Annotated in this window: 29 protein-coding genes; 16 read left to right on the top strand and 13 right to left on the bottom strand. The window is 71.0% G+C overall.

Going from position 1 to position 25,581, the window contains the following annotated elements; genetic code table 11:
* Positions 1–649 precede the first annotated feature (649 nt).
* From ACIQLL_RS09600 to ACIQLL_RS09590, 3 genes are all read right to left on the bottom strand, one after another.
* Entirely contained in the window at positions 650–1,456 is an 807-nt protein-coding gene (locus ACIQLL_RS09600; protein WP_402466018.1) for an SDR family oxidoreductase, read from the bottom strand.
* On the bottom strand, positions 1,453–1,932 hold the full coding sequence (locus ACIQLL_RS09595) for a MerR family transcriptional regulator (RefSeq protein WP_402466016.1): 480 nt from the start codon (positions 1,930–1,932) through the stop codon (positions 1,453–1,455). The genes ACIQLL_RS09600 and ACIQLL_RS09595 overlap by 4 nt, the downstream gene beginning before the upstream one ends.
* Positions 1,933–2,034: 102 nt before the next feature.
* Complete coding sequence (locus ACIQLL_RS09590) at positions 2,035–2,685, bottom strand: TetR/AcrR family transcriptional regulator (protein ID WP_402466013.1); 651 nt, start codon at positions 2,683–2,685, stop codon at positions 2,035–2,037.
* A 115-nt stretch (positions 2,686–2,800) separates the two neighbouring features.
* Between ACIQLL_RS09590 and ACIQLL_RS09585 the strand changes: the two genes are divergently transcribed.
* Entirely contained in the window at positions 2,801–3,772 is a 972-nt protein-coding gene (locus ACIQLL_RS09585; RefSeq protein ID WP_402466010.1) for an aldo/keto reductase, read from the top strand.
* An 88-nt stretch (positions 3,773–3,860) separates the two neighbouring features.
* On the opposite strand, the gene ACIQLL_RS09580 is transcribed toward ACIQLL_RS09585, so the two are convergent.
* From ACIQLL_RS09580 to ACIQLL_RS09565, 4 genes are all read right to left on the bottom strand, one after another.
* Positions 3,861–4,214 (bottom strand): DoxX family protein, encoded by a 354-nt coding sequence (locus tag ACIQLL_RS09580; RefSeq protein WP_402466008.1) that lies wholly within the window; start codon positions 4,212–4,214, stop codon positions 3,861–3,863.
* Positions 4,215–4,246: 32 nt separating this feature from the next.
* Positions 4,247–4,888 (bottom strand): NAD(P)-dependent oxidoreductase, encoded by a 642-nt coding sequence (locus tag ACIQLL_RS09575; RefSeq protein ID WP_402466005.1) that lies wholly within the window; start codon positions 4,886–4,888, stop codon positions 4,247–4,249.
* Entirely contained in the window at positions 4,885–5,904 is a 1,020-nt protein-coding gene (locus ACIQLL_RS09570; protein ID WP_402466003.1) for an LLM class flavin-dependent oxidoreductase, read from the bottom strand. Before ACIQLL_RS09570 ends, ACIQLL_RS09575 begins: the two co-directional genes overlap by 4 nt.
* A 70-nt stretch (positions 5,905–5,974) precedes the next feature.
* A complete protein-coding gene (locus ACIQLL_RS09565) occupies positions 5,975–6,925 on the bottom strand; it encodes an NADP-dependent oxidoreductase (RefSeq protein WP_402466000.1) in 951 nt (316 codons plus the stop codon).
* Between the two features lie 90 nt (positions 6,926–7,015).
* Here ACIQLL_RS09565 and ACIQLL_RS09560 point away from each other — a divergent pair, with 90 nt between their 5' ends.
* The gene (locus ACIQLL_RS09560; RefSeq protein WP_402465997.1) at positions 7,016–7,693 is read left to right on the top strand and encodes a TetR/AcrR family transcriptional regulator; all 678 of its coding nucleotides are present in this window, start codon (positions 7,016–7,018) and stop codon (positions 7,691–7,693) included.
* 63 nt (positions 7,694–7,756) lie between these two features.
* Here ACIQLL_RS09560 and ACIQLL_RS09555 read toward each other — a convergent pair whose 3' ends face one another.
* Together ACIQLL_RS09555 and ACIQLL_RS09550 are read right to left on the bottom strand one after the other, a co-directional pair.
* Positions 7,757–8,062 (bottom strand): DUF5615 family PIN-like protein, encoded by a 306-nt coding sequence (locus ACIQLL_RS09555; RefSeq protein WP_402465995.1) that lies wholly within the window; start codon positions 8,060–8,062, stop codon positions 7,757–7,759.
* On the bottom strand, positions 8,008–8,208 hold the full coding sequence (locus tag ACIQLL_RS09550) for a DUF433 domain-containing protein (RefSeq protein WP_402465992.1): 201 nt from the start codon (positions 8,206–8,208) through the stop codon (positions 8,008–8,010). Before ACIQLL_RS09550 ends, ACIQLL_RS09555 begins: the two co-directional genes overlap by 55 nt.
* Before the next feature lie 448 nt (positions 8,209–8,656).
* Here ACIQLL_RS09550 and ACIQLL_RS09545 point away from each other — a divergent pair, with 448 nt between their 5' ends.
* The gene (locus tag ACIQLL_RS09545; RefSeq protein ID WP_402465990.1) at positions 8,657–9,358 is read left to right on the top strand and encodes a hypothetical protein; all 702 of its coding nucleotides are present in this window, start codon (positions 8,657–8,659) and stop codon (positions 9,356–9,358) included.
* 222 nt (positions 9,359–9,580) lie between these two features.
* Here the strand turns inward: ACIQLL_RS09545 and ACIQLL_RS09540 are convergent, their stop codons facing one another.
* Together ACIQLL_RS09540 and ACIQLL_RS09535 are read right to left on the bottom strand one after the other, a co-directional pair.
* Positions 9,581–10,024 carry a hypothetical protein gene (locus ACIQLL_RS09540; protein ID WP_402465987.1) on the bottom strand — a complete coding sequence of 148 codons (444 nt, stop codon included), beginning with the start codon at positions 10,022–10,024 and terminating at the stop codon, positions 9,581–9,583.
* A gap of 46 nt (positions 10,025–10,070) precedes the next feature.
* A complete protein-coding gene (locus ACIQLL_RS09535; RefSeq protein WP_402465984.1) occupies positions 10,071–10,409 on the bottom strand; it encodes a hypothetical protein in 339 nt (112 codons plus the stop codon).
* A gap of 458 nt (positions 10,410–10,867) precedes the next feature.
* Between ACIQLL_RS09535 and ACIQLL_RS09530 the strand changes: the two genes are divergently transcribed.
* The gene (locus ACIQLL_RS09530; RefSeq protein ID WP_402465982.1) at positions 10,868–11,776 is read left to right on the top strand and encodes an RNA polymerase sigma-70 factor; all 909 of its coding nucleotides are present in this window, start codon (positions 10,868–10,870) and stop codon (positions 11,774–11,776) included.
* A gap of 14 nt (positions 11,777–11,790) precedes the next feature.
* On the opposite strand, the gene ACIQLL_RS09525 is transcribed toward ACIQLL_RS09530, so the two are convergent.
* Positions 11,791–13,155, bottom strand: a complete 1,365-nt coding sequence (locus ACIQLL_RS09525) for an NAD(P)/FAD-dependent oxidoreductase (RefSeq protein WP_402465979.1) — start codon at positions 13,153–13,155, stop codon at positions 11,791–11,793.
* Positions 13,156–13,286: 131 nt separating this feature from the next.
* Here ACIQLL_RS09525 and ACIQLL_RS09520 point away from each other — a divergent pair, with 131 nt between their 5' ends.
* From ACIQLL_RS09520 to ACIQLL_RS09510, 3 genes are all read left to right on the top strand, one after another.
* A complete protein-coding gene (locus tag ACIQLL_RS09520) occupies positions 13,287–13,754 on the top strand; it encodes a MerR family transcriptional regulator (RefSeq protein ID WP_402465976.1) in 468 nt (155 codons plus the stop codon).
* A complete protein-coding gene (locus ACIQLL_RS09515; protein ID WP_402465974.1) occupies positions 13,751–14,779 on the top strand; it encodes an aldo/keto reductase in 1,029 nt (342 codons plus the stop codon). The genes ACIQLL_RS09520 and ACIQLL_RS09515 overlap by 4 nt, the downstream gene beginning before the upstream one ends.
* A gap of 131 nt (positions 14,780–14,910) precedes the next feature.
* The gene (locus tag ACIQLL_RS09510; protein ID WP_402465971.1) at positions 14,911–15,861 is read left to right on the top strand and encodes an alpha/beta hydrolase; all 951 of its coding nucleotides are present in this window, start codon (positions 14,911–14,913) and stop codon (positions 15,859–15,861) included.
* 134 nt (positions 15,862–15,995) lie between these two features.
* On the opposite strand, the gene ACIQLL_RS09505 is transcribed toward ACIQLL_RS09510, so the two are convergent.
* The gene (locus ACIQLL_RS09505; protein ID WP_402465969.1) at positions 15,996–16,742 is read right to left on the bottom strand and encodes an SDR family oxidoreductase; all 747 of its coding nucleotides are present in this window, start codon (positions 16,740–16,742) and stop codon (positions 15,996–15,998) included.
* A 122-nt stretch (positions 16,743–16,864) separates the two neighbouring features.
* On the opposite strand from ACIQLL_RS09505, the gene ACIQLL_RS09500 reads away from it, so the two are divergent.
* The 9 genes from ACIQLL_RS09500 to ACIQLL_RS09460 all read left to right on the top strand — a co-directional run bounded on the left by ACIQLL_RS09500 (position 16,865) and on the right by ACIQLL_RS09460 (position 25,495).
* Positions 16,865–17,806 (top strand): SDR family NAD(P)-dependent oxidoreductase, encoded by a 942-nt coding sequence (locus tag ACIQLL_RS09500; protein ID WP_402465966.1) that lies wholly within the window; start codon positions 16,865–16,867, stop codon positions 17,804–17,806.
* A 163-nt stretch (positions 17,807–17,969) separates the two neighbouring features.
* A complete protein-coding gene (gene sigJ, locus ACIQLL_RS09495; protein WP_402465963.1) occupies positions 17,970–18,854 on the top strand; it encodes an RNA polymerase sigma factor SigJ in 885 nt (294 codons plus the stop codon).
* A 110-nt stretch (positions 18,855–18,964) separates the two neighbouring features.
* The gene (locus tag ACIQLL_RS09490; RefSeq protein WP_402465962.1) at positions 18,965–19,453 is read left to right on the top strand and encodes a hypothetical protein; all 489 of its coding nucleotides are present in this window, start codon (positions 18,965–18,967) and stop codon (positions 19,451–19,453) included.
* A gap of 82 nt (positions 19,454–19,535) precedes the next feature.
* Complete coding sequence (locus tag ACIQLL_RS09485; RefSeq protein WP_402465960.1) at positions 19,536–20,306, top strand: SDR family NAD(P)-dependent oxidoreductase; 771 nt, start codon at positions 19,536–19,538, stop codon at positions 20,304–20,306.
* Between the two features lie 49 nt (positions 20,307–20,355).
* Positions 20,356–21,531, top strand: coding sequence for an AI-2E family transporter (locus ACIQLL_RS09480; RefSeq protein ID WP_402465958.1), 1,176 nt, complete (start codon positions 20,356–20,358; stop codon positions 21,529–21,531).
* Between the two features lie 31 nt (positions 21,532–21,562).
* A complete protein-coding gene (locus ACIQLL_RS09475; RefSeq protein WP_402465956.1) occupies positions 21,563–22,165 on the top strand; it encodes a GNAT family N-acetyltransferase in 603 nt (200 codons plus the stop codon).
* Positions 22,166–22,272: 107 nt separating this feature from the next.
* A complete protein-coding gene (locus ACIQLL_RS09470; protein WP_402465953.1) occupies positions 22,273–23,640 on the top strand; it encodes a flavin-containing monooxygenase in 1,368 nt (455 codons plus the stop codon).
* Positions 23,637–24,557 (top strand): bile acid:sodium symporter family protein, encoded by a 921-nt coding sequence (locus ACIQLL_RS09465; protein WP_402465952.1) that lies wholly within the window; start codon positions 23,637–23,639, stop codon positions 24,555–24,557. Before ACIQLL_RS09470 ends, ACIQLL_RS09465 begins: the two co-directional genes overlap by 4 nt.
* Complete coding sequence (locus ACIQLL_RS09460; protein WP_402465949.1) at positions 24,554–25,495, top strand: NAD-dependent epimerase/dehydratase family protein; 942 nt, start codon at positions 24,554–24,556, stop codon at positions 25,493–25,495. Before ACIQLL_RS09465 ends, ACIQLL_RS09460 begins: the two co-directional genes overlap by 4 nt.
* Positions 25,496–25,581: the final 86 nt, after the last annotated feature.

The raw sequence follows: 25,581 nt of genomic DNA, 5'->3' as shown, positions 1-25,581 counted from the left end.
GTCGGGTCGAGGTCTCCCAGGATGGAGTTCCGTTGTCGCTCGTCGGGCCCACCGCGTGATGCCAATCTTCAGTGCGTCGCCCGCCTGGAGCGTGCGGGAGCTCGGCAGTGGCTCACACTGGAGCCAAGAGCAGCCTCGCGCGCGGGGAGGCGGTGGCAGCAGTTGTTCCCGGCGGGAACAGGATTGGACCACTCGGGGCCCGTTCAGAACCTCTAGTGAGGGGGTTGACGCAGGTCAGGAGGTGTCGCCACTGGTAGAGGTGCTGGCGGTGCGGGGTTCAAGTCCCCCTCCGGACACTCGTTGAGACAGCGACGACGAAGGCCTCCTGGGTCCACAACCAGGGGGCCTTCTGTCGTCTCCGGGTGCTTCCGCGGTTCGGGATGTTCCCCTGAGTGTTCCCGCGGGAAGGTCTCTGCGTTCCCACGGGTGTTCCCACATGCATCGGATGCCGGCGTTCTCCCAGGTGGGAGCGGTGTCCGGAGGGGGACCGGTGACCCCATGCCGAGGATGGCGAAGTCTCGCTGTTCCTGGAAGGACACCCCGGCGCGCAGGGCTTGGCAACGCCGCCATCCGACGGGGGCGCCGCCGCAGCACGGCCCTCGACGGGCAAGGCGCTCGTCGAGGGCCGTGGATCGCGGCTCAGCGTCGGTCAGGCCTGCTGGGAGAGTTCGGCGTGGGTGTCCCATTCGGTGAGGCGGTTGTCGTACTCGGCGCGGATCATCTGGGCGAGGCCCTTGCCGAGGAAGAACCGCAGGGGCGGCTGGTCCATGTCGACGAGCTGGAGGATGACGGGGCCGGTCGCGACGGGGTCGCCCTGGGGGGTGCTGCCGCGGCGGGCGGCCATGGCGTCGCGCAGCGGCTGGTAGGCCGGGTTCGGGTCGGCGTGCACGGCGGAGGCGGTGCCCCAATCGGTGCCGTAGCCGCCGGGCTCGACGAGCGTGACCTTGATGCCGAACCCGGCGACCTCGGCGGCGAGGCTCTGGCTGAAGCCCTCGAGTGCCCACTTGCTCGCGTGGTAGATCCCGAGGTTGGGGAACGCGTGCACGCCGCCGACGGAGGAGACCTGGATGATGTGACCTGCGCCCTGTTCGCGCATGATCGGCAGCACCGCCTGGGTGACGGAGAGCGCGCCGAACACGTTGGTGTCCATCTGGGCGCGTGCCTGGGCGTCGCTGACCTCCTCCACCGTGCCGAAGACGCCGAAGCCCGCGTTGTTGATGGCGATGTCGATGCGGCCGAAGCGGTCCTTGGCCTGAGCGACGGCCGCGAGGACGGCGTCGCGGTCGGTGACATCCAGGGTGACGGTGAGCGCGGTGTCGGGGTAGCGCTCGGCCAGGTCGGCGATCGAGTCGAGGTTGCGGGCGGTGGCGACCACCTGGTCGCCGCGCTCGAGGGCTGCCTCGGCCCAAACACGGCCGAAGCCCTTGGACGTGCCGGTGATGAACCAGGTCTTCATGCGTTCTCCTGCTTGATCTCGTTGTTGATCTCGAGAGCCTTCTCGAGGTTGCGGGTGCCGATGGCCTTCGCCTGCACCTGGTCGCCGCGCTCGAGGGCCCGCCAGTAGGCGACCTTCCCGTCGAGGTACTCCAGCTGATGCTCGAGGCGGGTGATCTGCTGCCGCACGGACGCCTTGTGCTGCTCGAAGAGTTCGATCTGTTCGGCTGCCGCGGGCAGGCCGATCTCGTTGAGCTCGAAGTAGCGGCGCATCTCGTCGATGGACATGCCGGTGGCGCGCAGGCAGGCGATCGTGACGATCTGGATCGCGTCGCCCTCGTCGTAGTGCCGGTGCCCACTCGAGGCATCCCGGGCGATCGGGCCGACGAGCCCGACCTTCTCGTAGAAGCGCAGCGCGTGCTCGCTCAGCCCCGACAGCTGCACCATCTGGCGCATCGACATGTCGCTGGACCCGATGAGGGAAGGGGTGGTGGTCACGTCAACCAGTCTCAGAACCTAGAGCACTCTAGGTCAAGCGGGTCGCGCTCGGACGGCATGCCGCCGCGACCGGAGCCGTGTGGCCCCGACGGGTGGTGCAGCTCAGTCCTGGGTCCGCCACGCGGTCACCGCTCGTTCGACGCATGCGCTCATCGCTCCCGCGACATCGGTGGAGGGATCGAGCAGCCACTGCAGTCCGATGCCGTCCATGACTGCGGTGAGCAGGCGGACCTCGATCATGATCTGCGCGTCGGTCATCGGGACGACGTCGCCGTCGCGGACAGCGTCGCCCAGATGGCCGGCGAGGGTGGCGAGGTTCGTCGCATAGCGATGCTCGATGAAGTCGTGTGCGGGGTGGGTGGGGCTGGAGGCTTCGGCGGCGAGAGTGGTGAACAGTTCCAGCAGGCCTCGGTTGGCCTGGTGGGAGGCCATGACTTCCGGTAGTCGCCGGAAGTAGTCCAGTCCGCTAGCGTCGGCGAGGCCTTCGGCGACCGTGCGACGATCCCATTCCTCCAGTACTGCGATCAGCAGCCGCTCCTTGCTGCCGAAGTGCTGGATCAGCGTGGCGTGGGAGACGCCGGCCCTCTCCGCGATCGCGCGGATCGACCCGCCGGCGTAGCCGTGCTGGGCGAAGACCTCCATGGTCGCGTCGATGACCTGGGCGCGTCGGCGTACGCCGGTTCGGTACGGGCCGCGTGCGCGGGCATGGGGGCTGCCCCGCGTCGCGTCGGGGGTCTCCGTGACCTCGGGCATGCTCGCCGTCCTCTCCCTGCCGTCGCCCAAACATAACCGATCGGTTAGCGTTGAGGGATGGTGGATGGACCCGCCGACCGCTTTGTCCCGCCGATTCCTGATGAAGGGAAGCTCGATGAAGTACTCCGTCCTCGGACCGACCGGGATCCGTGTCTCGCAGATCTGTCTGGGCAGTGCCACGTTCGGTGTCGCCCCGGTCGCCCGGGACACTGACGCCGTGGTGGGCGCCGCGTTGGAGGCCGGGGTGAACTTCTTCGACACGGCCAATGTCTACGGCAACACGCCGATCTTCGACCGTCCCGGTCATCCGCCGGCGTCGGAGCGGGAGTCTGCCGAGGAGATCCTCGGCCGAGCCCTCGAGGGCCGCCGCGACGACGTGGTGCTGGCGACGAAGTCGGGTGAGCGGCGCTGGGACCCGGATGCGGGGCTCTCGCGCCGACACGTGGTCGAGCAGGTCGAGCGGAGCCTGCGACGGCTGCGTACCGACCACATCGACGTCTACTACGGCCACTTCCCGGACCCACGCACGCCGCTGGAGCAGACGCTGGCCGCCTACGACGACCTGATCCGGCAGGGCAAGATCCGCTACGCCGCGCTGTCGAACCATCCGGCGTGGCAGATGACCGAGGCGCTGTGGATCGCCGACGACCGCCGCCTGGTCTCCGCACCGGTGGCCGCGCAGGTCATGTACAGCCTGTTGGACCGCCGCGCGGAGAGGGAGCTCGCTCCGGCGTGCGAGCACTTCGGTCTGTCGATCGTGCCCTACGCGCCGCTGCACGGTGGCCTGCTCGCGAGCCTGTCCGTCCTGGACCGGGAGGTCGCCGGCGACGAGCGGTACGGCGGCCCCGGGTTCTCCGAGGAGGAGATCGCCGTCGCCCGCGAGGTGGACCGCCTCGCCCGCGCATGGGGCCTGGGCATGCAGCAGGTTTCGCTGGCCTGGCTGCTGTCCCGACCTGCGGTGGCCTCGGTGATCGTCGGGGCCGAGACTCCCGACGAGATGCGCGCCAACGCCGCGGCAGCCGACGTCGAGCTCACCTCCGAGCAGCTGGACGCGGTCACCGCCCTGACCGACCACCTCGCTGCCTGACCCGCGAGCTCGCCGGACCGCAGGAGGCAGAAAGGGAGGGACCGCGGTGAACGCGGTCCCTCCCCGAAGAGGGTGAGGTTCCTGGGCCTCAGGCGGTGTCGACGCGCAGCACGAGGACCGCGACGGACAGCACGAGCGGGATGATGGGGGAGGCCACGCCCTTGGTGTCGCCGACGCGAAGGTGGCCGATGACGGCTCCGATGAAGTAGGCGGTCAGGCCGGCTGCGGCCGCGACGCCGAGCGGCGCGAACCACAGGCCGGCCACGATGCCGAGGCCGCCGGCGATCTCGAGGACGGCCAGGGTGGGGATGTGGCGTTCGGGCAGGCCGACGGTGCCGCTGATGGTCGCGACGACCTGCTCGTTCCTGCGGAGCTTCATCGCGGCAGAGTTGACGGCGACGAGGGCGAGCAGGGCAGTGGTGATGATGAGTGCGATGAACATGGGTTCCTCGGGTGTGTGGTGTTCGGCAGGGTTCAGTGGCTGATGGCGGGTGCGCGTCCGACGTAGGTGTCGTCGTCGACCTGCGCGGCGGTGAAGGCCGCGATGTCGGCGCGGCCGACGGCGAAGCCGATCCTGGTGGTGCCGTAGAAGCCCACGCGCAGGTGGCGCTGGCGAGGGGTGTTCTTCGGGGCGGTGAAGCGGACGATGGTCCAGCGGGCGGCGGAGCTCGTGACGAGATCGGTCATCCCGAGCAGCTCGGCGTAGGCGCGAGGCAGCAGGGTGCGACCCATGAGGCCGATGAGGCGGGTCTGGATCGTGGGTGTCTCCTCGGGGTCCAGCACGCTGGGCGTGCCGTGCCCGATGTAGCGGGTGACGCCGTGGGTGGCCATGGCGGCAAGGATGTGCCGGGTGCCGTCGACCAGCGGCAGGCCGGTGGCCGTGCGGTCCATGCTGGGCCCCAGCGCGCTGACGACCACCTCAGCGCCGGCGACGGCGGAGTCGATGGCCTGCACGTCGGAGATCTCGGCGATCACCACGCGCACGCGCTCGGCCCAGGAGGCCGGGACCTTGGCGGGGTTGCGGGCGTAGGCGGTGACGGTGTGGCCGCGGGCGAGAAGCTCGGCGACGGTCAGGGAGCCGATGGCGCCGGTGGCGCCGAAGACGGTGACGTTCATGGCGTGAGCACCTTGCGGACGGCGGGGGCGACGATCTCCCCGAGGCGGCGGATCGATTGGCTGACCATCGTGCGGGGCAGTCCGCCCAGGTCGACCTGGCCGAGGAAGCGGACCGCTCCGAGCTCGGCGTGCCGGTCGAGGATCTTGGCGGCGATCTCGCGGGGCCCGCCGACCATCAGGGCGCCACGGCGTGCGGCCAGCTGGTGGGTGCTGGCCAGGTCGACGTGCCAGCCGCGCCCGTTGTTGGTGTCGGGGGACAGGTAGCGCTGGTAGTAGGGGAAGAACTCCTCGACGGCGGCCTCCTGGGACTCGCCGACGTAGAAGTGGCTGGTGATCCCCACCCGGAGCTGGTCGTCCCAGTGGCCTGCTGCGCGTCCCGCGGCGCGATACAGGGTGACGAGCCGCTTGGCGCGGTCGAGTGTCCCGCCGATCAGGCCGAGCGCCATGGGCAGGCCGAGCTCGCCGGCGCGTTGCGCGCTGGCCGGCGTACCACCCACTGCCACCCAGATCGGGAAGTCGCGGCGCATCGCGGGGTTCGCCGCGGCCAGCCGCAAGGGTGGGCGGTGGGAACCGTGCCAGGTCACGGCGTCCTCGCCGCGCAGTCGCAGCAGCAGGTCGAGCTTCTCGCTGAAGAGGCTGTCGAGGTCCTGGACGTCGTGGCCGAAGAGCGCGAACGGTTCGACGAACGCGCTGCGTCCGGCGTAGATCTCGGCGCGGCCACGACTGATCAGGTCGAGCGTCGCGAAGTCCTGGTAGACCCGCACGGGGTCGAGGGTGGACAGCACCGTGGCGGTGCTGGTCAGACGGATGCGGGAGGTGGCCTGCGCGATCGCCGCCAGGTTGACGGCGGGGGAGGAGACGGCGAACTGCCGCGAGTGGTGCTCGCCGACGCCGAAGACGTCCAGCCCGGCGCGCTCGGCCGCGATGCCGTAGGAGGTGATGTCGTCGGTGCGGGACGCGACGGTGTCGCCGTCGCCGGGGAAGACGTCGGCGAGGGAGAACACTCCGAGTTCCATGAGGGCAGCCCTTCTGCGCGCGACTGGGCCGACGCGGTCGTGAGTGCCGCGTCGGCCCAGTCGGTGGGTTTCAGTCGACGGTGATGACGAGCTTGCCGAGCGTGCCCTGCGTGAAGTCGCGCAGCGCGTCGGGCGCCTCCTCCAGGGGGTACTCACGCTGGAGGGTGACCTTCGTCAGCCCGTCGGCGTGGTTGCGCGCGATGCGCTCCAGGGTGGCCGTGGTGGACTGCGCGAAGATCGGCACGACGTTCACGTCGTCGACCTGGACCTGGGAGGGGTCCATGACGAGGGTCGAGACGAGGGCACCACCGGTCGTCAGTGCGCCCGTCAGCGCGACGGGGTCGCCGGCGAAGTGCAGCACGACGTCGATCCCGTCCGGGTGCTCCGCGCGGACCTGGGCGACGACGTCTCCCGTGTGGTCGACGGTCGAGGTCGCGCCGAGCTCGCGGACCTTCGCCACCTCCTCGGGGGAGTGTGCCGTCGCGATCACCGTCGCGCCGACCTGGGCGGCGAGCTGGACGGCCTGCTGGCCGACACCGCCGGTCGCACCCGCGACCAGGACCACGGTGCCGGAAGTGATGCCCGCGGCGCCCACGGAGTCCGTGGCGGCGCTGCCGGCCAGGCCCAGCGCGGCCGCGTGCGCGAAGTCGACGCCCTCGGGGATGCGGGCGATCCCGGACGTGGCGGAGGCCACGACGTACTCCCCGAACGAGCCGTCGCCCAGAGCTTCGCCAGCCACCACACCGAAGACCCGGTCTCCGACGGCGGGCTCGGTGACGCCCTCGCCGAGCGCCTCCACGACACCGGCGAAGTCCTTGCCGATCACCACGGGGAAGCGGTGCTCCATCATCCCCTGGAGGTAGCCGTTGGACACGGCGACGTCGAAGCCGTTGACCGCCGCGGCCTTCACCTTCACCAGCACCTGACCGGCGCCGGGGGCGGGGACGTCCAGGTCGAGGAGCTCCACAGCCTGACCGAAGTCCTTCAGCGCCACAGCCTTCATCTTGATCCTGCCTTCCATGCAGTCACCGGGTCGGAGCGGAACCGTCGCTCCGCTTAGCCATTCAACCACACAACTGGAGGATCCATTCCAGATTGCTAGGATGCCCCTATGAGAACGACCACCGGGGACGTCGCCAAACCGCTGCGAGCAGACGCCGAGCGCAACCGACAGGCGATCATCAGTGCCGCGGCACGGGTCTTCGCCGAGCAGGGCACCTCCGTGACGCTGGAGCACGTCGCCTCGGTCGCCGGGGTGGGCGTGGGCACGATCTACCGCAGGTTCCCGTCGGTGGAGTCGCTCGTGACGGTCGTCATGGAGCAGAAGATCCGGCTCTACGCCGACCGCAGCGAGCAGGCCGCCGCACAGGCAAAGGGCGATGCCCGCGCGGCGTTCTCGGACTTCGTCTTCTTCATGCTGCAGCAGCAGGCGACGGATCTCGCCTTCAGTGACCTGATCCTCAGCCCCCGTGGGGCGAGCGAGTCGTTCCGCAGCGAGATCGGGCGTGCGCTGGATGCCAGCATCCTGCTCGTCGAGCGAGCGAAGGCCGCCGCAGTCGTGCGCGACGACTTCGACCACAGCGACCTGTACCTGATGCTGAACGCCAACGCGGGCATCGTCCGGGGCATGGGGCGTACGGCACCCGACAGCTGGCGCAGGTTCGGGCAGTACATGTTGCAGGCGTTCAGCGAACCCGGTGCGACGGAACTCGTCCCCCCGCCGGGCGCCTGGGCACGGGTCGCCCGTGCACGATCCGACGCAGCCAGTCGGCGCCGGGCAACCAGATAGTTCGGCCCATGCGCATTCGTACCGTTCCTGCCTGAGCAACGGTTGGAACCACTTGATGAGGCCTCATCGCGTGGTGTTCCCGATGCGGACCCAGACGATGACCGGCGCTGGGCTGCGGACCGTGGTCATGTCCGAGAAGTCTTCGTCCTTCCTGATGATCACGGCCTGGTTGTCCAGCGCGCACCGCCACAGGTCGCCGTCGGGCGCGTCGCCCGGACCGACGTCGATGACATGTTCGGCGTGGTGACCGTGTTCGGACAACATCCGCCCCGAGCGCAGGCGGCAGTTGCGCGTCGTCGAGTAATCGCACGGTCCTACGAGGCGATCAGGACGGTATGGTCCGCCAGGGCGGCGGCATACTGCAAGCACGCCCTGATGTCGTCCGCCGTCAGGTAGGGGTAGTCCGCAAGGATCTCTGCTTCGGCCGCGCCGGCGGCGAGCAGGGAGAGCACGTCGGTCACGCGCACGCCAGTACCCCGCACGCGCGGGCGTCCGTGGGACGACGTCTGGGTCAACGACGATGCGCTCCAGCGAAGACATGCTCGTGGCCTACTGGCGTGTGTCCCTGACCGTCATCGGGAATCGCGGGGACCTGCCAAGAGGTGACGTCGATGCGGCAGGGTCGGGAAGCTGATGGTTCCGTGGGCGACGCCGGTGCAGCAGAGGATGCTCCCCTCGGGAACAGCGACGGACCACTGACAACCCGGGGAGGGCCGTCGTGCGTCCTGACGCGGTGGGGCTGCCCCAGTGGCGTGGACCGGTCCGACCGGACGTTCACCGTGGCGGTGCCTCAGACCGATCGTGGACACATCGCGGTGCGTGTGCGCTGGACGGCAGCGACGAGCGACCCACCGGCACCAAGACGCCGCTCAAGACCACCCGATGACGTCGACAAAGACCCTCAGGGTCTACAGCCACCGACGCGTTTTCGCTGCACGCTGGACGAGGTGGGAGAGTTTCCCTGTGGATTCTCGGAAGGTCATCGCGACCGCTCGGCACTGGGCCATCAACTACTCGCAGGTCGAGGCGCGCCGCACCGAGGTGCGCCTCGACGCCGAGCACGCACTCGACGCGCTGAAGAGGAATCTCGTTGCCGCGAGCCTCGGGGGCGAGATCGTGTGGCGCGTGCTCCCCCTCGGCGCGGACGACGCCCCGGCGCTGCGCGCCGTGTCCCGTGCCGTGACGGCCGTGCCCATCGAGGCGGAAGACCAAGAGGCAGTCGGGCAGCTCGCCGACGAGGTGCCCGAAGCGCTTGACGAGGCGGAGGCGGCGTCCGGCACGCGCCGGCTGCTGGCGACACCAGCGGTGCGGCAGGCTGGTGCAGAGGCCGTGGAGTTCCTCACCGAGTACGTCACCTGGGGGCTGGAGTCCGGGCTGCCCGGGGTTCTGCGTCGCCTGGAGCCTGGCTCCCCGCCGGAGGACATCACGGTCACCGACGCGCTGTCCCCGCGGGTGGGACTGGGTTCGATCTGGCGCGGCCTGGGCGCCGCCGAGCTGATCGATGCGAGCGCGCTTCCTGCGGCGAGCGGCATGTCGGTGTCGACCGCCGACGCTGACCTCAGCGAGCTGCGCACCCTGCTCGCCACCGGTACCGCGACCCATCTCGTCGTCTTCAGCACGGCGCCGCACCGCGCGGCTGATCTGATGACCGCCCTGCAGCCCTGACGAAGGGGCAAACGCTCCTGCCCGAATTCCGTGACTGCGGTGCCACCTGCGAACGGGCCGGTGCATGATGCGTTGCCGTCCCGGGGCAGAAGATCAGACCGTTGTCTTCCCCGGGGCGTCGGCGGATGGGTCTGCCCCCCCAGTCCACCGACGCCACGCGCGTCGACGCCTGCTGGGCCGAGAGCGCGCGCCGCGTCTCACCCATGATCTGGGAGGCATGCCCTAGGTATCGGCGATGGTGACGTTCACGCTGGCTCCCGAGTCCGAGAGCGTCGGCACCGCCAGGACGCGACAGCTGGCGAAGTGCCAGGTGTACGGCTCGGCGCGCGTGGTGGATCCTCGCCAGCTGGAACCTTCCCAGACGTCCCAGCCACACTGACCACCGATGCCGAACAGGTGAAAGTACTGCTCGAGATTCACCGCGAAGTCACCCTCGCTGCTCCCATATCCCACAGTTATCCACAGCGCGTCCTCCACCAACCAACTGAGGTGCTCCGAGCTGGCGGCCGCTGTCGTCGCACCGTCGTGAGCCTCGATGTGCTCCGCAGGCACCTGCGTCACTTCGTCGGTCCAGTTGACGTCGTCGCTCTTTCCGGCTCCGACATGCCAGTTGTTGCGCGCCCATGCGAGATTCGAGAAGTTCTCGATCGAGACGGTGAGCCCCATAGTGCGCCTCCTCCTTGCAAATGAATGGCGGCCTCGGCCGCGCGTATCAGGCCAGCGCTGCGGCCAGGGCTTCACCGGCCTCTGCCAGGAACTCCAACAGCGTCTCACCGAGGTTCTCGACCGCAAAGATCGTCGCGGACCCCAGTTCCAGGCTGTCCGCCGAGGCGAAGATCGTCTGGACGAAGTCGAGGCTGACGTCATCGCCGAATATGTACTGTGAGTCCGCCACGACCTGCTCCGCTCCGTCTTGCATGGCAGCAGCGAGGTTCTCAACCCCGTACGCCGGGTTGTCGAGCGCATCGACGATCTTGACGACGGCTCCTCCCGAGTTCGGGATCACCAGCTCGTAGGCCCCTCCCGAGTAGACGATCGACAAGGCGGCCATGACTCGTTCCCTTCGCGACGGTTGACCCAGGCATCATTACCATGACATTGCGTCCCGGGTGCGGCGACTCGAAAGCGTCTCCGTTCGTATTCGCCTTCGCCGGGAACGCGTGGTCCGGGTCTGTCTGATTGACGGAGGGTGGGCTTGGCGGGGAGGAAGGCAGGACGACCGAGACCATCGAGCCCGTGGCGCTCGACGAGCACGGGAAGCAGGCTGGCGCAGCAGCTCGTGGCCCGGGCAAAGGCGGCGCGGAACGAAACTCGGGACTGCTGCACGGGTGGGTGGACGTCAGCCGATCTGGCGTGCCCACGGGTGGCCGGGTAGGGATGCCGCCGTGCGTGGCCGACCACGCGACGCGGCAGGAGTGGCGCTCTGCGACGCTCACTGTTCGGCCTCCTTGGAATGCGGCCCTGCGTCCTGACCGTGCAGCCGAGCGATGCGGGCGTAACCTCTGGCATGTGACGACACGCGACCCGGCAGCAGAGCGGCTGGGTGCTCTTGATGACGGTGCGGCGCTCGACGCTTTCATGGCCGTTCGCCCACGCCTGTTCGGCATCGCGTACCGCGTGCTGGGCAGCGCGGCGGAGGCCGAGGACGTCCTGCAGGACGCGTGGATCCGCTGGCAGGGGACGGATCGTGCGCAGGTGCGTAACCCGGCGGCGTTCCTCACCACGGTGACGACCCGGCTGGCGATCAACGCGAGCACGTCTGCCAGGGCGCGCAAGGAGAGCTACGTAGGCCCGTGGCTGCCGGAGCCGGTGGACACCTCGGACGACCCGTCGTTGGGGGCTGAGCGTGCCGAGGCGTTGGAGACCGCGACCCTGCTTCTCATGGAACGGCTCACCCCGCTCGAGCGGGCTGTGTACGTCCTTCGGGAGGCGTTCGGCTATCCCTACCGCAAGGTCGCCGACGTGCTCGATCTCGGGGAGGCGAACGCGCGCCAGCTCGCACGGCGGGCCAAGGTGCGGCTCGGGACCAGGCGGACGGCCCAGGTCGACAAGAGCCAGCATCGGCGGTTGCTCGAGGAGTTCGTCGCGGCGGCCCACCAGGGTGATCTGTCCCAGTTCGAGCGGTACCTGGCCGACGACGTCGTCGTCCGTCCGGACGGCGGGGGCAGGGTGCACGCCTCGCGCATGGAGATCGTCGGTGTCGAGCGGGTGTCGTTGTTCTTCGACAACGTCTGGCGCAAGTACTGGAACAACGCTGACGTGCGGCTGGTCGAGGCGAACGGTGCTCCGGCTCTCGTGGTCGAGACCGACGGCGCGCCTCTCGCCGTCGTCTCGCTCGACGTCGTCGATGGCCGGGTCGCGCACGTGTACGTCCAGGTCAACCCGGACAAGCTGGGAGGGCTCGCTCGCCCGGCCTGACCCTGCGCCGGTGTTCAGGCGGCGCGCTCCGGTGCCTCGTCCCGGGGTGCAGGCACAGGGTGGGTCGCTGCGACGAATGCCGCGCGGGGGTGCTGGACCGAGGCGAGGGAGACGACGTCTCGTCCGAACATCCACGCCGTGAGCCAGACGGCGAGCACCCGTACCTTGCGCTCCCAGGTGGGGATGGCGAGCACGTGGTAACCGCGATGCATCAGCCAGGCGAGCCGGCCTCGGACGACCAGCCCGCGGTACTCGGAGATCCCGGAGCCGAGGCCGAGCGTCGCGACGACGCCGAGGCTGTGGTGCACGTACGCCGTGGTGCGCCGTCCGCGGCGGGCGGCGAGCAGGTTGCGGGCCAGGCGGCGCCCCTGGCGGACGGCGTTCTGAGCGTTGGGGACGACGAGGGCGCCCGGGCTTCCGGCGGCGAGGTCGGGCACGGCAGCGCCGTCACCGGCCGCCCAGGCGTGGTCGACGGGGTCGTCGGTGGTGCCGACCCCGAGGTCAGGACGCACCACCACGTAGCCTCGTGCGTCGACCGGCAGGTCGGTGTGCGTCGCGATCACGGGGTTGGCCGCGTTGCCGGCGGTCCACACGAGCAGGCCGGTCGGGAAGGACTCACCGGTGGACAGGGTGATGGCACCGGCCTCGGCCGAGACGAGCCCGGCACCGAGGTGGACGGACGCGCCCCGTCGCTCGAGCTGTTCGACGACCCAGCGGCCCGGGCGGTCGGACACCTCGGGCAGGATGCGGTCGTTGCGCTCGACCAGGTGGAAGCGCAGCTCGGACTCGTCGATCTCGGGGTAGCTGCGCAACAGGTCGTGGGCGAGCGACATCAGCTCGGCGAAGCCCTCGACGCCGGAGAAGCCGCCTCCGACGAAAGCCGTCGTGAGCAGCCGTGCCCGCTCTGGCCCGCGGGGAAGGTTCGCGGCGCGATCGAAGGAGGTCAGCAGCCGATCGCGGATCATCACGGCCTCTTCGACATGCTTCATGCCGATCGCGTGCTGTGCGACGCCCGGCACGGGGAAGACCCGGGTGACCGCGCCCGCGGTCACGATGACGGTGTCGTAGCGCAGCCGGTACGGGTCGCCGGAACGGGGCCGCACGATCACGGACCGGGTGGCGTGGTCGATGCGCTCGACGGTGCCGTCGACGAGTCGGGTGTGGTGCAGGTGCTTGCGGTGCGATATGGCGGCGTGCCGCGCCTCGACCGAGCCCGCCACGACCTCCGGCAGGAAGGGCTGATAGGTCATGTAGGGGCGGGGGTCGACGAGTGCCAGCTCGACCTCGCCCCTTCGCAGCTCGCGTCGCAGCCCTTTTTCGAGCTTCTGCGCCGCGGTGAACCCGGCGTACCCTCCGCCGACGACGACGATGCGTTCCATCATTTCCTCTCCGGCGCCCGTCCGGGCGCTCTCACCCTCTCGACCGCGCACGGTCCGGGTTCGTGACGTGTCGTACGTCACGAGTGGTCGACCCTTGACCGGGAGCGCACTCCAGGGCGGACGCTGATGCCATGACCGACGAGAACTCCGAGCTCCTGATCCCGGCGGTGAGCGCCGAGGTACCTCCTGAGGGGCTCACCATCGGCGAAGCCGCTGTCGCGGTCGGGTTGAGCGTCGACACGCTGCGCTACTACGAGAGGGCGGGTCTGCTGCTCGGCCCCGTGCCTCGCGACGGGGTCGGACGACGGCGCTACGGCCGGCACGACCTCGCGTGGCTCTCCGGCCTGGTGATGCTTCGCGCGACGGGAATGGCCATCGCCGACGTGCGGGTGATCGCAGATCTGAGCAGGCGCCCCGGCACCGAGAGGCAGCGGCTGCTGGTGCTCGAGGAGCACCGCGACCGTGTGCTGGCCGATCTCGCGAGGACACGCCGTCATCTGGCGGCGCTCGACGCCAAGATCTCGACCTACCGCGACGTGACGGGCGCTGCTGGCGCCACGAACGAGACCGACCATCCTGACGGAGACGATGACCGATGACCGAGCAGGGCACCAGTGCCACCACCGCGAACGCGACGACAGACCGTCCGGTCGCCGACCTCGGCGACGGACTGCGAGTCGCGTCGATCGGCCTCGGCGCGATGGGGATGAGCGCTTTCTACGGACCGACCGACGAGGCAGAGGCGATCGCCACGCTGCGTCATGCCGTTGACATCGGCGTGACGTTCATCGATACCGCCGAGGCCTACGGGCCGTTCGAGAACGAGAAGCTCATCGGCCGGGCGCTGGGAGGACGGCGCGAGGACATCGTCCTGGCCACGAAGGCATCCGCCGAGACCGACGACGACGGGACGGTTCACGGCCGCAACGGCACGCCCGAGTACATCCGGCGGGCGGCGGACCGGTCCTTGCGGCATCTGGGTACAGACGTGATCGACCTGTACTACCTGCACCGTGCCGACCCGGAGGTGCCGATCGAGGAATCGGTCGGAGCGATGGCCGAGCTCGTGGGCGCCGGCAAGGTCCGCCACATCGGTTTGTCGGAAGTGTCGGCCGCCACGATCCGCAGAGCGCACGACGTGCATCCCCTGGCGGCGGTCCAGTCGGAGCTCTCGCTCTTCTCCCCGGACCTGCTGCACAACGGGGAGAAGGCGGTCATGGACGAGCTGGGGATCGGTCTCGTCGCGTTCTCGCCCTTGGGGCGCGGTGTCCTGACGAGCAGCGTGCGCAGGCTCGACGACCTCGCACCTGACGACGCCCGTCGCGGACTGCCCCGGTTCCAGCCGGGGGCGTTCGCCGCGAACCTGAAGCTGGCGGACCGGGTCCGTGAGATCGCGGAGCAGAGAGGGGCCACGGAGGCGCAGGTCGCGCTCGCCTGGGTCATCGCGCAGGGTGCGGTCCCGATCCCGGGGACTCGCCGCCGAGAGCGGCTCGACGAGAACGCGGCGGCCGCAACGCTTCGGCTCACGGGCGACGACCTGAGCCGACTCGGTTCCGCCGTTCCACCCGAAGACGTCGCGGGCCACCGGGACTACGTCGACACCTCTGCGGGCCAGGACCGTTGACACCCGCCTCGTCCGGACGACTCCCGCGGTTGTCACGGACGGGGGCGCTGCACGGTCGACAGGGCAGCGGCAGGTCGACCGACCGCTGCACGGCCCAACCGGGCCGACCACTCACCACAAGGAGCACCAGCATGTCGCAGCACGTCCTCGAACCGGAAGCGCAGAAGTTCGCCGAGGCGACGGCCTCTCCGCCGTTCCTCTACGAGCTGGGACCCGAGAAGGCCCGCAAGGTCCTCGACGACGTCCAGGCCGAGCCCGTCGACCTGCAGGACGTCGACGAGGAATGGGTCACCGTCCCGGCTGCGGTCGGAAACGTTCGCGCGCGGATCGTCCGGCCCGTCGGTTCGACCGGGGGCCTGCCCGTGGTGCTGTACATGCACGGCGGCGGTTGGGTCCTCGGCAACGCCGGCACCCACGATCGACTCGTGCGCGAACTCGCCGTGGGCGCCGGCGCGGCCGTCGTCTTCGTCGAGTACGACCGGTCGCCCGAAGCCCGGCACCCGGTGGCCGTCGAACAGGGCTACGCCGTCGCCCGATGGGTCACCACCGCCGGGGCGCGGTACGGCCTCGACGCCTCCCGTCTGGCGGTTGCCGGCGACTCCGTCGGCGGCAACATGGCCGCTGTGCTCGCGATCCTCGCCAAGCGCCGTGGGGATGTGCGCTTCCTGCACCAGTCGCTGTACTACCCGGTGACCGACGCGGGTCAGGACACGGCCTCGTACCGTGAGTTCGCCGAGGGGCCGTTCCTCTCCGCCAAGAGCATGGCGTGGTTCTGGGACTGCTACCTGCCCGACGTCGACGCCCGCTCCGACGTCACCGCTTCGCCGTTGCGCGCGACCCAGGCCGACCTCGCGGGGCTCCCGCCCGCCCTGGTCGTCGTCGACGAGAACGACGTCCTGCGTGACGAGGGCGAGGCCTACGCTCGGCGGCTCGCCGAGGCCGGGGTGCGCGTCACCAGCGTGCGCTACAACAACATCCTGCACGACTTCATGATGCTGAATCCGCTGCGCACCACCGCTGCCGCGTCCGGTGCCGTCGCCCAGGCCATCGGGACGCTGCGCGAGGCCCTCGGTACCCGCTGAGCGTGCAGGGTCGCACGCCGGGGACCGCCGCAGGCTCCGCGCACCTTCTCGAACGGAGGGGCCGGCACGTCGAGGACGTGCCGGCCCCTCCGGGTCGCGGTGCGAGGGCCCCCCGGGCCGGTCGTCCGTGCGCCTCAGCCAGTCGTGCGCCTCAGCCAGTCGTCGAACGTCTCCGAGCCGATCTCGGCCCCGTCGCCGGCCAGCAGCGTCCCGTCACGCTGAGCCTTCCCCAGCGGACCGGGCAACGGGACGGCGGGGATCCACCCGCGGTGCCCGCAGGCGCGTGCCCACCGGCGCACCATGTCGACGAGCGACTCCTCGCGGGGCCCGGCGAGCTCGACGTAGCCACGGCGCGCCGGCGACTCCGCGAGGTCCACGAGTCGCGAGGCCACCTCGCGTGCCGCGATCGGCTGGGTGCGCATCTTCGGCGCGAGGTGCAGCGGCCCGGCCGCGGCCGTGGCATAGACCTGGCCTGCGAACTCGTGGAACTGTGTCGCCCGGAGAATCGTCCACGGTGCCGGGGCAGACTCGATCACGAGCTCCTGCGCCCGCTTGCCGGCGTAGTAGTCGAACGGCGCACGGTCGACGCCGACGATCGACAGGGTGACATGCCTCTCGAGGCCGGCCCGTTCCTCGCCCGCGAGCAGGACCCGCGTCGTCGTCTCGAAGAACTCTGTCGAGATGCTCGCCTTCATCGTTCCCACGTTCGTCACGTCGACGACGGCCTGCGTCCCGCGCAGCGCGGCGTCCAGACCACTGCCCGTGGTCAGGTCGATGCCCCGCGAACGCGCCAGCACCACGACCTCGTGCCCACGGGCTTCGGCTTCGTCGACGACGAGACCGCCCATGAGTCCAGTACCTCCGGCGATAGCGACTCTCATGTGATCCCTCTCTCCTCAGGACGCCCCGGCGGGCCTCTGCTGGACCGACGACACAGCCGCAGCGGACGTGAGCCTCACGATGACGACTGCCGCGTCGTCGTGCAGAAGAGAGGAGAAACTGGATGACTTCACCCGTCAAGAGCCCGTTCGGCCGCCACCACACCGCCGAGGACGTCAGCGAGGGCGTCGACCTCACCGGCAAGCGCGCCGTCGTCACCGGAGCGTCGTCGGGAATCGGCGCCGAGACCGCACGCGTCCTCGCCGAGCGCGGTGCCGAGGTGACGATCGCCGCCCGCCGGCCGGACGCAGCAGCCGTCGTCGCCGCGCAGATCGGTGCTCACAGCGACGTTCGGCGCGTGCACGCCGCCGCGCTCGACCTGACTGATCGGACGTCCGTCGCGCAGTTCGCCGATGCCTGGGACGGGCCGCTCGACCTGCTGATCAACAACGCCGGGGTCATGCGACTCCCCGACCTCACGCGCGATGCACACGGCAGGGAGATGCAGTTCGCGACGAACCACCTCGGGCACGTCGACCTGACGACGCGCCTGCACGGGGCGCTCGCCTCGGCGTCGGACGGTGCCCGCGTCGTGATGGTGAGCTCGTCGGGGCACCTGTTCAGCCCTGTGGTGTTCGACGACGTCGACTTCCGGTTCCGGCCCTACGACCCGCTCGCGGCGTACGCGCAGTCGAAGACGGCCGAGGCGCTGTTCGCCGTGGCGATCACCCAGCGGTGGGCAGGTGACGGCATCGTCGCCAACGCGGTCGACCCTGGCGCGATCGCGACCAGGTTGCAGCGTCACGTGGGCGGGTCGCTGGCTACCCCGACCCACCTGCGGAAGACGGTGCAGCAGGGGGCGTCGGCGAGCGTCTTCGCCGCTGTCTCGCCGCTCCTGCACGGCGTCGGGGGCCGGTACTTCGCCGACAACGTCGAGGCCGAGATCGTGGACGCGCGTCCTGCCGCACCCGAGGACATCGGTCGGAGCGCTGCGCGGTACGCGCTCGACCCCGATGGTGCGGACCGCCTCTGGACGCTGTCGCACCGCCTGCTGCGGCGCTCGTGAGCTCGGTGCACGTCGGTGACCGCGCCGAGCCCAGCGCACCGATCCAGTCGGCGTCGCGTCCGACGACGGCCTCCGGCATGCTGCTGCCGGGGTCGACGACTCGCCGGCGCCTTCGGGGCACGACCGGGGGAGACGACCGAGTGACGAAGGAGGGAGCGGGGCCGTGAGGGACGACGCCGTGGCCGCAGCACTCGAGGCCGAGCGCCCGGCGCTGCGGGGGCTCGCCTACCGCATGCTCGGTGGTCTCAGCGACGCCGACGACGCGGTGCAGGACGCGTTCGTGCGTTGGGTGCGCCTCAGCGACGCCCAGCGCACCGCGATCGACAACCCGGGCGCATGGATGATGCGTGTGACGTCACGCATCTGCCTCGACATGCTGGGGTCGGCCCGCGCACGGCGTGAGACCTACGTGGGGCCGTGGCTCCCCGAACCCGTGACCGCGCACGCCGACGGGGCGGAGGTGACGGATCCGCTCGACCGCGTCACCATCGACGACTCGGTGAGCATGGCGCTGCAGGTCGTGCTCGACACCCTCACCCCCGCCGAGCGCGTGGCCTTCGTGCTGCACGACGTGTTCGAGCTGCCGTTCGCGCAGATCGCCGAGACGCTGGGACGGTCGGTGGAGGCGTCGCGCCAGCTGGCGTCCTCCGCCCGTCGCAAGGTCCGTACCCGGACGGATGGTGCCGCAACTCGCGAACGCCACGACGCCGTCGCGACGGCGTTCGCCGCGGCGACCGGGGCAGGCGATCTCGACGCGTTGGTGGCGCTCCTCGACCCGGGGGTCACGCTGACCTCGGACGGCGGGGGCAAGGTCAGTGCCGCCCGCCGCCCGGTGCGTGGACCCGACAACGTCGCACGCTTCGTCCTGGGCGTCCTCACCCGGCGCCCCGAGGCGCGGGTGGACCCGATCCGGACGGCCGACGGGCTCGGGTTCGTCGTCAGCGAGCACGGCGTGGTCGACACCGTCATGGTGCTGGGCGTGCGCGCCGACCGGGTCTCGGACGTGTGGCTCGTGCGCAACCCCGACAAGCTCACCAGCTGGCGCTGAACGGCTCGGGCCCTCACGTTCCGCCCCGCCGCGTCGTCGTTCCTGTCGAGGGCGATGCCGGGGCCGGTGTCTCGGCCTCGTCAGCCTCCCACAGCCTGAAGGAGCAGCGCATGACCGCCGAACCGCAAGCCGCCCCACCACGCACGTCATCGCCCGACGAGGTGGGGTGGTGGCAGACGGCCGCCCTCGGCGCGAGCATCGTGATCGCCGCCGTCGTCGGGGTCTGGTCGTATGCGCTCCCGCAGGAGTTCTTCGATCACTTCCCGTCGGTGCTCGGCGAATGGGTGTCCCAGGACGGCCCCTACAACGAGCACCTCGTGCGCGACCACGGCGCCATGTACCTTGCGCTCGGAGCCGCCAGCGTCGCGGGTGTGGTCTGGCGCACGCGCGTCGGCTTCCGACTGCTGGGGGTCGCCTGGACAGTCTTCGGCATCCTGCACTTCGCCTACCACGTCACGCACCTCGGGCACATGTCGACGTCCGACGCCGTCGCGCAGACCGTCGTCCTCGGGGTCGCCGTGGTGCTCGGTGTGCTCCTGCTGATTCCACCACGCCCTCACGTCTCGTCGGTGCGACAGTCCGCAGGGCGCACCTCCTAGTTGTTGCGGGTCTCGCCGAAGGAACAGGGAGCAGGTGGGGACTGCTGTCGGCCTCGGCCGCCGTCGCGGATACCCTGCGGACGTGACCTACCTGGAAGAGCTCTTCTCCCTGTCCGGCCGCACGGCGGTCGTCACCGGGGGAAGCTCCGGCATCGGCCGCGGGATCGCCACCGCTCTGGCCCGTGCGGGCGCCGCCGTCGTCGTCGTCGCCCGGGGGCGGCAGGCGCTGCACGCCACCGTGGCCGAGCTCGAGTCCTTCGGCGCCACCGCCGCTGCCGTCCAGGGAGACCTGTCCACCCGGGCCGGGGTGCACGCGGTGGCCGACGCCGTGGTCGAACCGTTCGGTGAGCCCGACGTCGTCGTGTCCAGCGCCGGGATCAACCTGCGTCCGCCGATGGGCGAGATCGACGAGGCGGTCTGGGACGCGACCATGGCCGTCAACCTGGAGGCGCCGTTCTGGCTCGGCCAGCGCTTCGGCCCCGGCATGGCCGAGCGCGGCTACGGGCGGCTGATCCACGTCAGCTCCCAGCAGGCCCACCGCGCCTTCGTCACCAGCGGCGTCTACGGCGTGTCCAAGGGCGGCCTGGAGTCCTTGGCGCGCTCGCAGGCCGAGGCCTGGTCGCCGTACGGCGTGACGGCGAACACCCTGGTCCCGGGGTTCGTCCTGACTCCTCTCAACGAGCGCCTCCAGGGCGACCCGGCGCGGGTGGCGGCGCTGGCCGACCGCACCCTGGTCGGGCGCAACGGCGTCCCGGCCGACTTCGCCGGCGCCGCGGTCTTCCTGGCGGGCGCCGCGTCCGGGTACGTCACCGGGCAGTCGATCCACGTCGACGGCGGGTTCTCCGTGCACTGAGGCACCCACGGGCAGACACTGGCACCACCCGACGGCGGAGGGAGCCCCGGTGGCCCAGGTGCAGGAGAACGTCCCGCAGTGGCTGCGCACGACGGCGGGCTGGTCGTGGCGCATGATCGCGGTGGTCGTGGTGGTCGCTCTCGTGGTGTACGCCACGGCGCAGATCCAGCTGGTCTTCGTCGCGTTCTTCCTGGCGCTGGTGATCACCTCGGTCTTCCGCCCGCTGGCCGACCTGTACGACAGGGTCATGCCCCGGCCGTTGGCCACCACCCTGGCGCTGCTGACCGGCGTCGTGGTGTTCGGTGGCCTGCTGACCTACGTGGTCGCCTCGGTGGCGGGGCAGTGGACCGAGCTCGCCGGGCAGTTCGACACGGGCGTGCAGCAGATCCTGAACTTCCTGCGGGACCTGCCGTTCGGCCTGTCCGTCACCAGCGACCAGATCGACGAGTGGCTCGCCACCGGTGGGCAGTGGGTGTCCGACAACGCGGAGAGCCTGGCGGGGCAGGCCGCCGAGCGGGCGGGCTCGGTGTTCGAGGCCCTCCTGGTCATCGCCCTCGCCCTCTTCCTGACGGTGTTCTTCGTCAACTCCGGCGACCGGATGTGGAGCTGGTTCCTGCACCAGATGCCCGCACGGTTCCGCCACCGGTGGCGCGAGGCCGGCGGCGCCGGCTGGTACACGTTCTCCGGATTCGCCCGCGGCACCGTCATCATCGCGTTCATCGACGGTGTCCTGGCGTTCGTCCTGCTGCAGATCCTCGGCGTGCCGCTGGCCGCCCCGCTGGCGGTGCTCGTCCTCATCGGCGCGTTCATCCCGCTCATCGGTGCGCCCCTGGCGATGATCATCGCCGCCGTGGTGGCGCTCGCGGCCCAGGGGTTCGTCACGGCGCTGATCGTCACCCTGGGCATCGCGGCGATCGGGCAGCTCGAGGGTCACGTCCTGCAGCCGCTCATCATGGGCAAGCAGGTCTCGTTGCACCCGGTCGTCGTCGCCGTCGCCGTGTTCGCCGGGACGGTGCTCGCCGGGATCCTCGGCGCCGTGGTCGCCGTGCCGCTGGTGGCCGTCGTCTGGACGGTGTTCTCGACGTTGCGGGGCGACCGGCCGGTGCCCCTGCCACCGGACTCCGGAGCGAGCCCGTCGCCGCCCGACGAGCACGGGCCGGAGGAGGAGGACGTCGCGGGGGCGTCGGACGGGGGTACCACGGAGGAACGCGCAGAAAGCGCCTGACGCCCGTGCGGTTCGGTGGCAGGATCCGGCCATGGAACCGTTCGTCCTGCGCAGTGCGCGCGTCACCCTGTCCGCCCCGACCACGGCCGACATCGACCGGATCGCCGCGGCGTGCGCGGATCCCGCCGTCGCGGAGTGGACCACGGTGCCCGCCCCGTACACCCGCTCCGACGCCGAGCAGTTCGTCACCGGGTTCGTGCCGCGGGGCTGGGCGGACGGCACGGACCACACCTGGGCGGTGCGCCCGGCCGGTCAGGTCGACGGTCCCGTGCTCGGCATGATGGGTGTGTCCTGTGCTCCGTCGGTACCCGGCGCCGAGCGGGCCGGGGAGATCGGCTACTGGACGGCCCCGGAAGCCCGGGGCCAGGGTCTGACGACGGCGGCGGGCCGGTTGGTGGCGGACTGGGCCCTGGACCCCGACGGCCTCGGGCTCGTGCGGCTTCAGTGGCTCGCGTTCGTCGGCAACTGGGGTTCGCGCCGGGTGGCGTGGAAGCTCGGGTTCCGCTTCGAGGGGACGATGCGGCGGCACGGTTCCCAGCGCGGCGTGCTGCGCGACGACTGGGTCGGCTCCCTGCTGCCCGGCGACCCGCGCGAGCCGTCCGAGCCGTGGCCCGCCGAGGCGCCCGCACCCTGAACCCGGGAGAAGGCTGGACATCTGCTGAGACCGGTCGGCGCACCGGGCGCCTACACTCCCTGCGGTCCGCGCGTACCCGGCGCGGTGAGAGGGCAGGAGCAGAGACGATGACGCTCGAACGCAGAGTCGCGGTGATCGGGGCGGGACCGTCAGGTCTGGCCACCGTCCGCGCCCTGGACCGGCACGGACTGGAGGTCGTGGGCTACGAGGCGCACGGCGACGTGGGCGGCCTGTGGGACATCGACAACCCCCGCTCGACCGTCTACGAGTCGGCCCACCTCATCTCCTCGCGCACCACCACCGAGTTCTCCGAGCTGGCGATGGACACGGGCGTCGACTACCCGAGCCATCGCGAGCTGCTGCGGTACTTCCGCACCTACGCCGACACCTTCGACCTGCGGCGCCGCTACCGCTTCGGCACGGCGGTGTCCGCCGTCGAGCCGGTCGACGGCGACACGACCGGCGCTCGCGGTTGGGACGTGCACGCCAGCGGGCCCGACGGCGCCACCACCGTGGACCGGTACAGCCACGTCGTCGTCGCCAACGGCACGCTCGCCGAGCCGAACGTGCCGCGGTTCGACGGCGAGTTCACCGGCGAGCTGCTGCACTCCAGCGAGTACCGCAGCGCCGACGTGTTCGCCGGCAAGCGGGTGCTCGTGGTGGGCGGGGGCAACTCCGGCTGCGACATCGCCGTCGACGCCGTGCACCGGGCCACGACGGTCGACCTGTCGGTGCGGCGCGGCTACTGGTTCGTGCCGCGGTACCTGCTGGGTCGCCCCACCGACACGCTCAACCAGGGGCGTCCGCTGCCGGCGCGGATCAAGCAGGCCGTCGACTCGCGCGTGCTGACGGCGCTGAACGGTGACCCGCAGCGCTTCGGGTTCCCCGCGCCGGACCACAAGATCTACGAGTCCCATCCCGTGGTGAACTCCCTGGTGCTGCAGCACGCCGGGCAGGGCGACCTACGGGTGCGCCGGGACGTCCGCCGCTTCGACGGCGGCACGGTGCACTTCGTGGACGGCACCTCCGGGGAGTACGACCTGGTGCTGCTGGCCACCGGGTACCGGCTCGACTACCCGTTCGTGGACCCCGCCCACCTCGCGTGGGCGGGTCCGGGCTCCGGCGGCGCACCGGCGCTGTACTGCAACATCGTCCCGGCGTCGTTCAACGGCCTGTTCGTGGTCGGCATGCTCGAGGCCTCCGGCATCGGCTGGCAGGGACGCGCCGAGCAGGCCGAGCTCGTGGCCCGCTACCTCGCCGCCGACGCCGCGGGCGAGGCCGGGGACACCGCCGCACGCGACCGCGCGGCCCGGTTCCGCCGTCGCGCCGTCGAACCCTGGCCCGACCTGACCGGTGGGTACCGCTACCTCGGCCTGGAGCGGATGAGCTACTACGTCAACAAGGACGCCTACCGGCGCACCGTGCGGCGGCTGGCCGACGAGCTGGCTCCGGCCGGCAGCGGGACGACGCGATGAACATCGACGACGTCGCCGTCGACTTCTCGCCGGGATCGCTCGTGCTGCTCGACGTGGTGCTGGGGCTCATCATGCTCGGGATCGCGCTGGACACGTCGCCGGCCGACTTCCGGGCCCTGCGCCGCGCCCCGCGGGCGGCGGTCCTCGCGCTCGTGGCGCAGGTCGTGCTCCTGCCCGCGGTCACCTTCGGGCTCACGCTTCTGCTCGGGGTGCAGGCCTCGGTCGCGCTCGGCATGATCCTGGTGGCCTGCTGCCCGCCGGGGAACGTCTCGCAGATCCTCACCTACCGCGCGGGCGGGAACGTCGCGCTGTCGGTGTCGCTCACGGCCGTGGGCAACGCGATCTACCTGCTGGCGATGCCGGTCAACATCGCGCTGTGGGGCGGCCTGCACCCCACGGCGCGCGACATCGTCGCCGACGTCAGCCTCGACCCGGGCTCCATGATGCTCGACATCCTGCTCGTCATCGGCCTGCCCTTCGCCGTCGGGCTGCTGGTGCGCTCGCGGTGGCCCGCCGTCGCGGCACGCGTGCACAAGCCGGTGCACTGGTTCAGCCTCGTCGCGCTGGTCGGGTTCATCGTCGCGGCGCTGGCCGGCAACTTCTCCGTGTTCGTCGCCTACGTCGGCGTGGTCCTGCTCGCCGTGTTCCTGCACGACGCCGCCGCGCTCGGTCTGGGCTACCTCGCCGGCCGGGCGGGACGCCTCGGCACCCGCGAGCTCAAGGCGGTCACGTTCGAGGTCGGCATCCGCAACGCCGCCCTCGGCCTGGGCCTCGTCTTCGCGTTCTTCGGCGGGATCGGCGGGATGGCCGTCGTCGCCGGCTGGTGGGGGATCTGGGACATCATCGCCGGGCTGACGCTCGCGACCGTCTGGGCGCGGCGGACGCGCGCCCGCGCGCGGCAGGAGGCCGCGGCATGAGACGCATCCTGGTCACCGGCGGGTCGGGATTCCTCGGCTCCCACGCCGTGGCGGCGCTCGCGGCGCGCGACGACGTCGCAGCGGTCGTCAGCGCCGACCTGCGGCCCGCACCGGCCCTGCCCGACGGCGTCACCGCCGTCACGCTCGACGTCACCGACGCCGCGGCGGTCCACGCGGCCGTGACCGCGCACCGCGTCGACACCGTGGTGCACCTGGCGGCCATCGTGAACCCCGGCACGCTCGACGCCGCCACCGAGCGGAGGGTCGACGTCGACGGCACGCGGAACGTGCTGGACGCGTGCGTGGCCGCCGGCGTGCGGCGCGTCGTGGTCTCGTCGTCGGGCGCCGCCTACGGCTACCACGCCGACAACCCCGTGCCGCTGCGGGAGACCGACGCGCTGCGCGGCAACGACGAGTTCACCTACTCGCGGCACAAGCGCCTCGTGGAGGAGATGCTGGCCACCTACCGCGCCGAGCATCCGGACCTCGGGCAGGTGATCCTGCGCATCGGCACCATCCTCGGACCCGGGGTGGCCAACCAGATCACCGCCCTGTGGGACGCACCGCGGCTGCTGCGGGTGCGGGGGTCGGACAGCCCGTTCGTCTTCGCGTGGGTCGGTGACGTCACCGGGGCGATCGTCGCCGGGGCGACCGGGACCGCGACGGGTGCCTTCAACGTGTGCGGTGACGGGGCGATGACCGTGGGCGACATCGCGGACCGGCTCGGCAGGAGGACGGTCGATGTCCCGGCGGGCCTGCTCGCAGCGGTCCTGCGGGTGGCACGCGCGCTGCACCTGACCGTGCACGGACCCGAACGGGTCGGGTTCCTGCGCTACCGCCCCGTCCTGGACAACACCCGGTTGCGCGAGGTGCTCGGCTACGTCCCGCGGCGCACGAGCCGCGAGGCGTTCGAGGAGTGGCTGCGCGTGCGCACGTGAGCTGCGTCATATCCGTTGCCGGTCCTCGGGCCGGTGTGCCAGCCTGGTCGGCGTCCCTGCGGGCAGGCCGCGTGTGAGAAGGGGCG

The sequence above is a fragment of the Isoptericola aurantiacus genome (assembly GCF_044769875.1).
GTDB classification, from domain to species: domain Bacteria; phylum Actinomycetota; class Actinomycetes; order Actinomycetales; family Cellulomonadaceae; genus Isoptericola; species Isoptericola aurantiacus.
The sequence above is the reverse complement of the archived record's forward strand: the minus strand, read 5'-3'. Positions and strand labels throughout refer to the sequence as shown.

What these genes read in the sequence shown, in the direction of transcription:
- ACIQLL_RS09580 (WP_402466008.1), bottom strand. Translation starts at nt 4,214, where the DNA reads ATGTTCATCGCACTCATCATCACCACTGCCCTGCTCGCCCTCGTCGCC.
- ACIQLL_RS09535 (WP_402465984.1), bottom strand. Translation starts at nt 10,409, where the DNA reads ATGGCCGCCTTGTCGATCGTCTACTCGGGAGGGGCCTACGAGCTGGTG.
- ACIQLL_RS09565 (WP_402466000.1), bottom strand. Translation starts at nt 6,925, where the DNA reads ATGGAAGGCAGGATCAAGATGAAGGCTGTGGCGCTGAAGGACTTCGGT.
- ACIQLL_RS09590 (WP_402466013.1), bottom strand. Translation starts at nt 2,685, where the DNA reads ATGCCCGAGGTCACGGAGACCCCCGACGCGACGCGGGGCAGCCCCCAT.
- ACIQLL_RS09465 (WP_402465952.1), top strand. Translation starts at nt 23,637, where the DNA reads ATGAACATCGACGACGTCGCCGTCGACTTCTCGCCGGGATCGCTCGTG.
- ACIQLL_RS09490 (WP_402465962.1), top strand. Translation starts at nt 18,965, where the DNA reads ATGACCGCCGAACCGCAAGCCGCCCCACCACGCACGTCATCGCCCGAC.
- ACIQLL_RS09575 (WP_402466005.1), bottom strand. Translation starts at nt 4,888, where the DNA reads ATGAACGTCACCGTCTTCGGCGCCACCGGCGCCATCGGCTCCCTGACC.
- ACIQLL_RS09500 (WP_402465966.1), top strand. Translation starts at nt 16,865, where the DNA reads ATGACTTCACCCGTCAAGAGCCCGTTCGGCCGCCACCACACCGCCGAG.
- ACIQLL_RS09560 (WP_402465997.1), top strand. Translation starts at nt 7,016, where the DNA reads ATGAGAACGACCACCGGGGACGTCGCCAAACCGCTGCGAGCAGACGCC.
- ACIQLL_RS09520 (WP_402465976.1), top strand. Translation starts at nt 13,287, where the DNA reads ATGACCGACGAGAACTCCGAGCTCCTGATCCCGGCGGTGAGCGCCGAG.
- ACIQLL_RS09570 (WP_402466003.1), bottom strand. Translation starts at nt 5,904, where the DNA reads ATGGAACTCGGAGTGTTCTCCCTCGCCGACGTCTTCCCCGGCGACGGC.
- ACIQLL_RS09525 (WP_402465979.1), bottom strand. Translation starts at nt 13,155, where the DNA reads ATGGAACGCATCGTCGTCGTCGGCGGAGGGTACGCCGGGTTCACCGCG.
- ACIQLL_RS09505 (WP_402465969.1), bottom strand. Translation starts at nt 16,742, where the DNA reads ATGAGAGTCGCTATCGCCGGAGGTACTGGACTCATGGGCGGTCTCGTC.
- ACIQLL_RS09540 (WP_402465987.1), bottom strand. Translation starts at nt 10,024, where the DNA reads ATGGGGCTCACCGTCTCGATCGAGAACTTCTCGAATCTCGCATGGGCG.
- ACIQLL_RS09460 (WP_402465949.1), top strand. Translation starts at nt 24,554, where the DNA reads ATGAGACGCATCCTGGTCACCGGCGGGTCGGGATTCCTCGGCTCCCAC.
- ACIQLL_RS09515 (WP_402465974.1), top strand. Translation starts at nt 13,751, where the DNA reads ATGACCGAGCAGGGCACCAGTGCCACCACCGCGAACGCGACGACAGAC.
- ACIQLL_RS09600 (WP_402466018.1), bottom strand. Translation starts at nt 1,456, where the DNA reads ATGAAGACCTGGTTCATCACCGGCACGTCCAAGGGCTTCGGCCGTGTT.
- ACIQLL_RS09475 (WP_402465956.1), top strand. Translation starts at nt 21,563, where the DNA reads ATGGAACCGTTCGTCCTGCGCAGTGCGCGCGTCACCCTGTCCGCCCCG.
- ACIQLL_RS09470 (WP_402465953.1), top strand. Translation starts at nt 22,273, where the DNA reads ATGACGCTCGAACGCAGAGTCGCGGTGATCGGGGCGGGACCGTCAGGT.
- ACIQLL_RS09510 (WP_402465971.1), top strand. Translation starts at nt 14,911, where the DNA reads ATGTCGCAGCACGTCCTCGAACCGGAAGCGCAGAAGTTCGCCGAGGCG.
- ACIQLL_RS09585 (WP_402466010.1), top strand. Translation starts at nt 2,801, where the DNA reads ATGAAGTACTCCGTCCTCGGACCGACCGGGATCCGTGTCTCGCAGATC.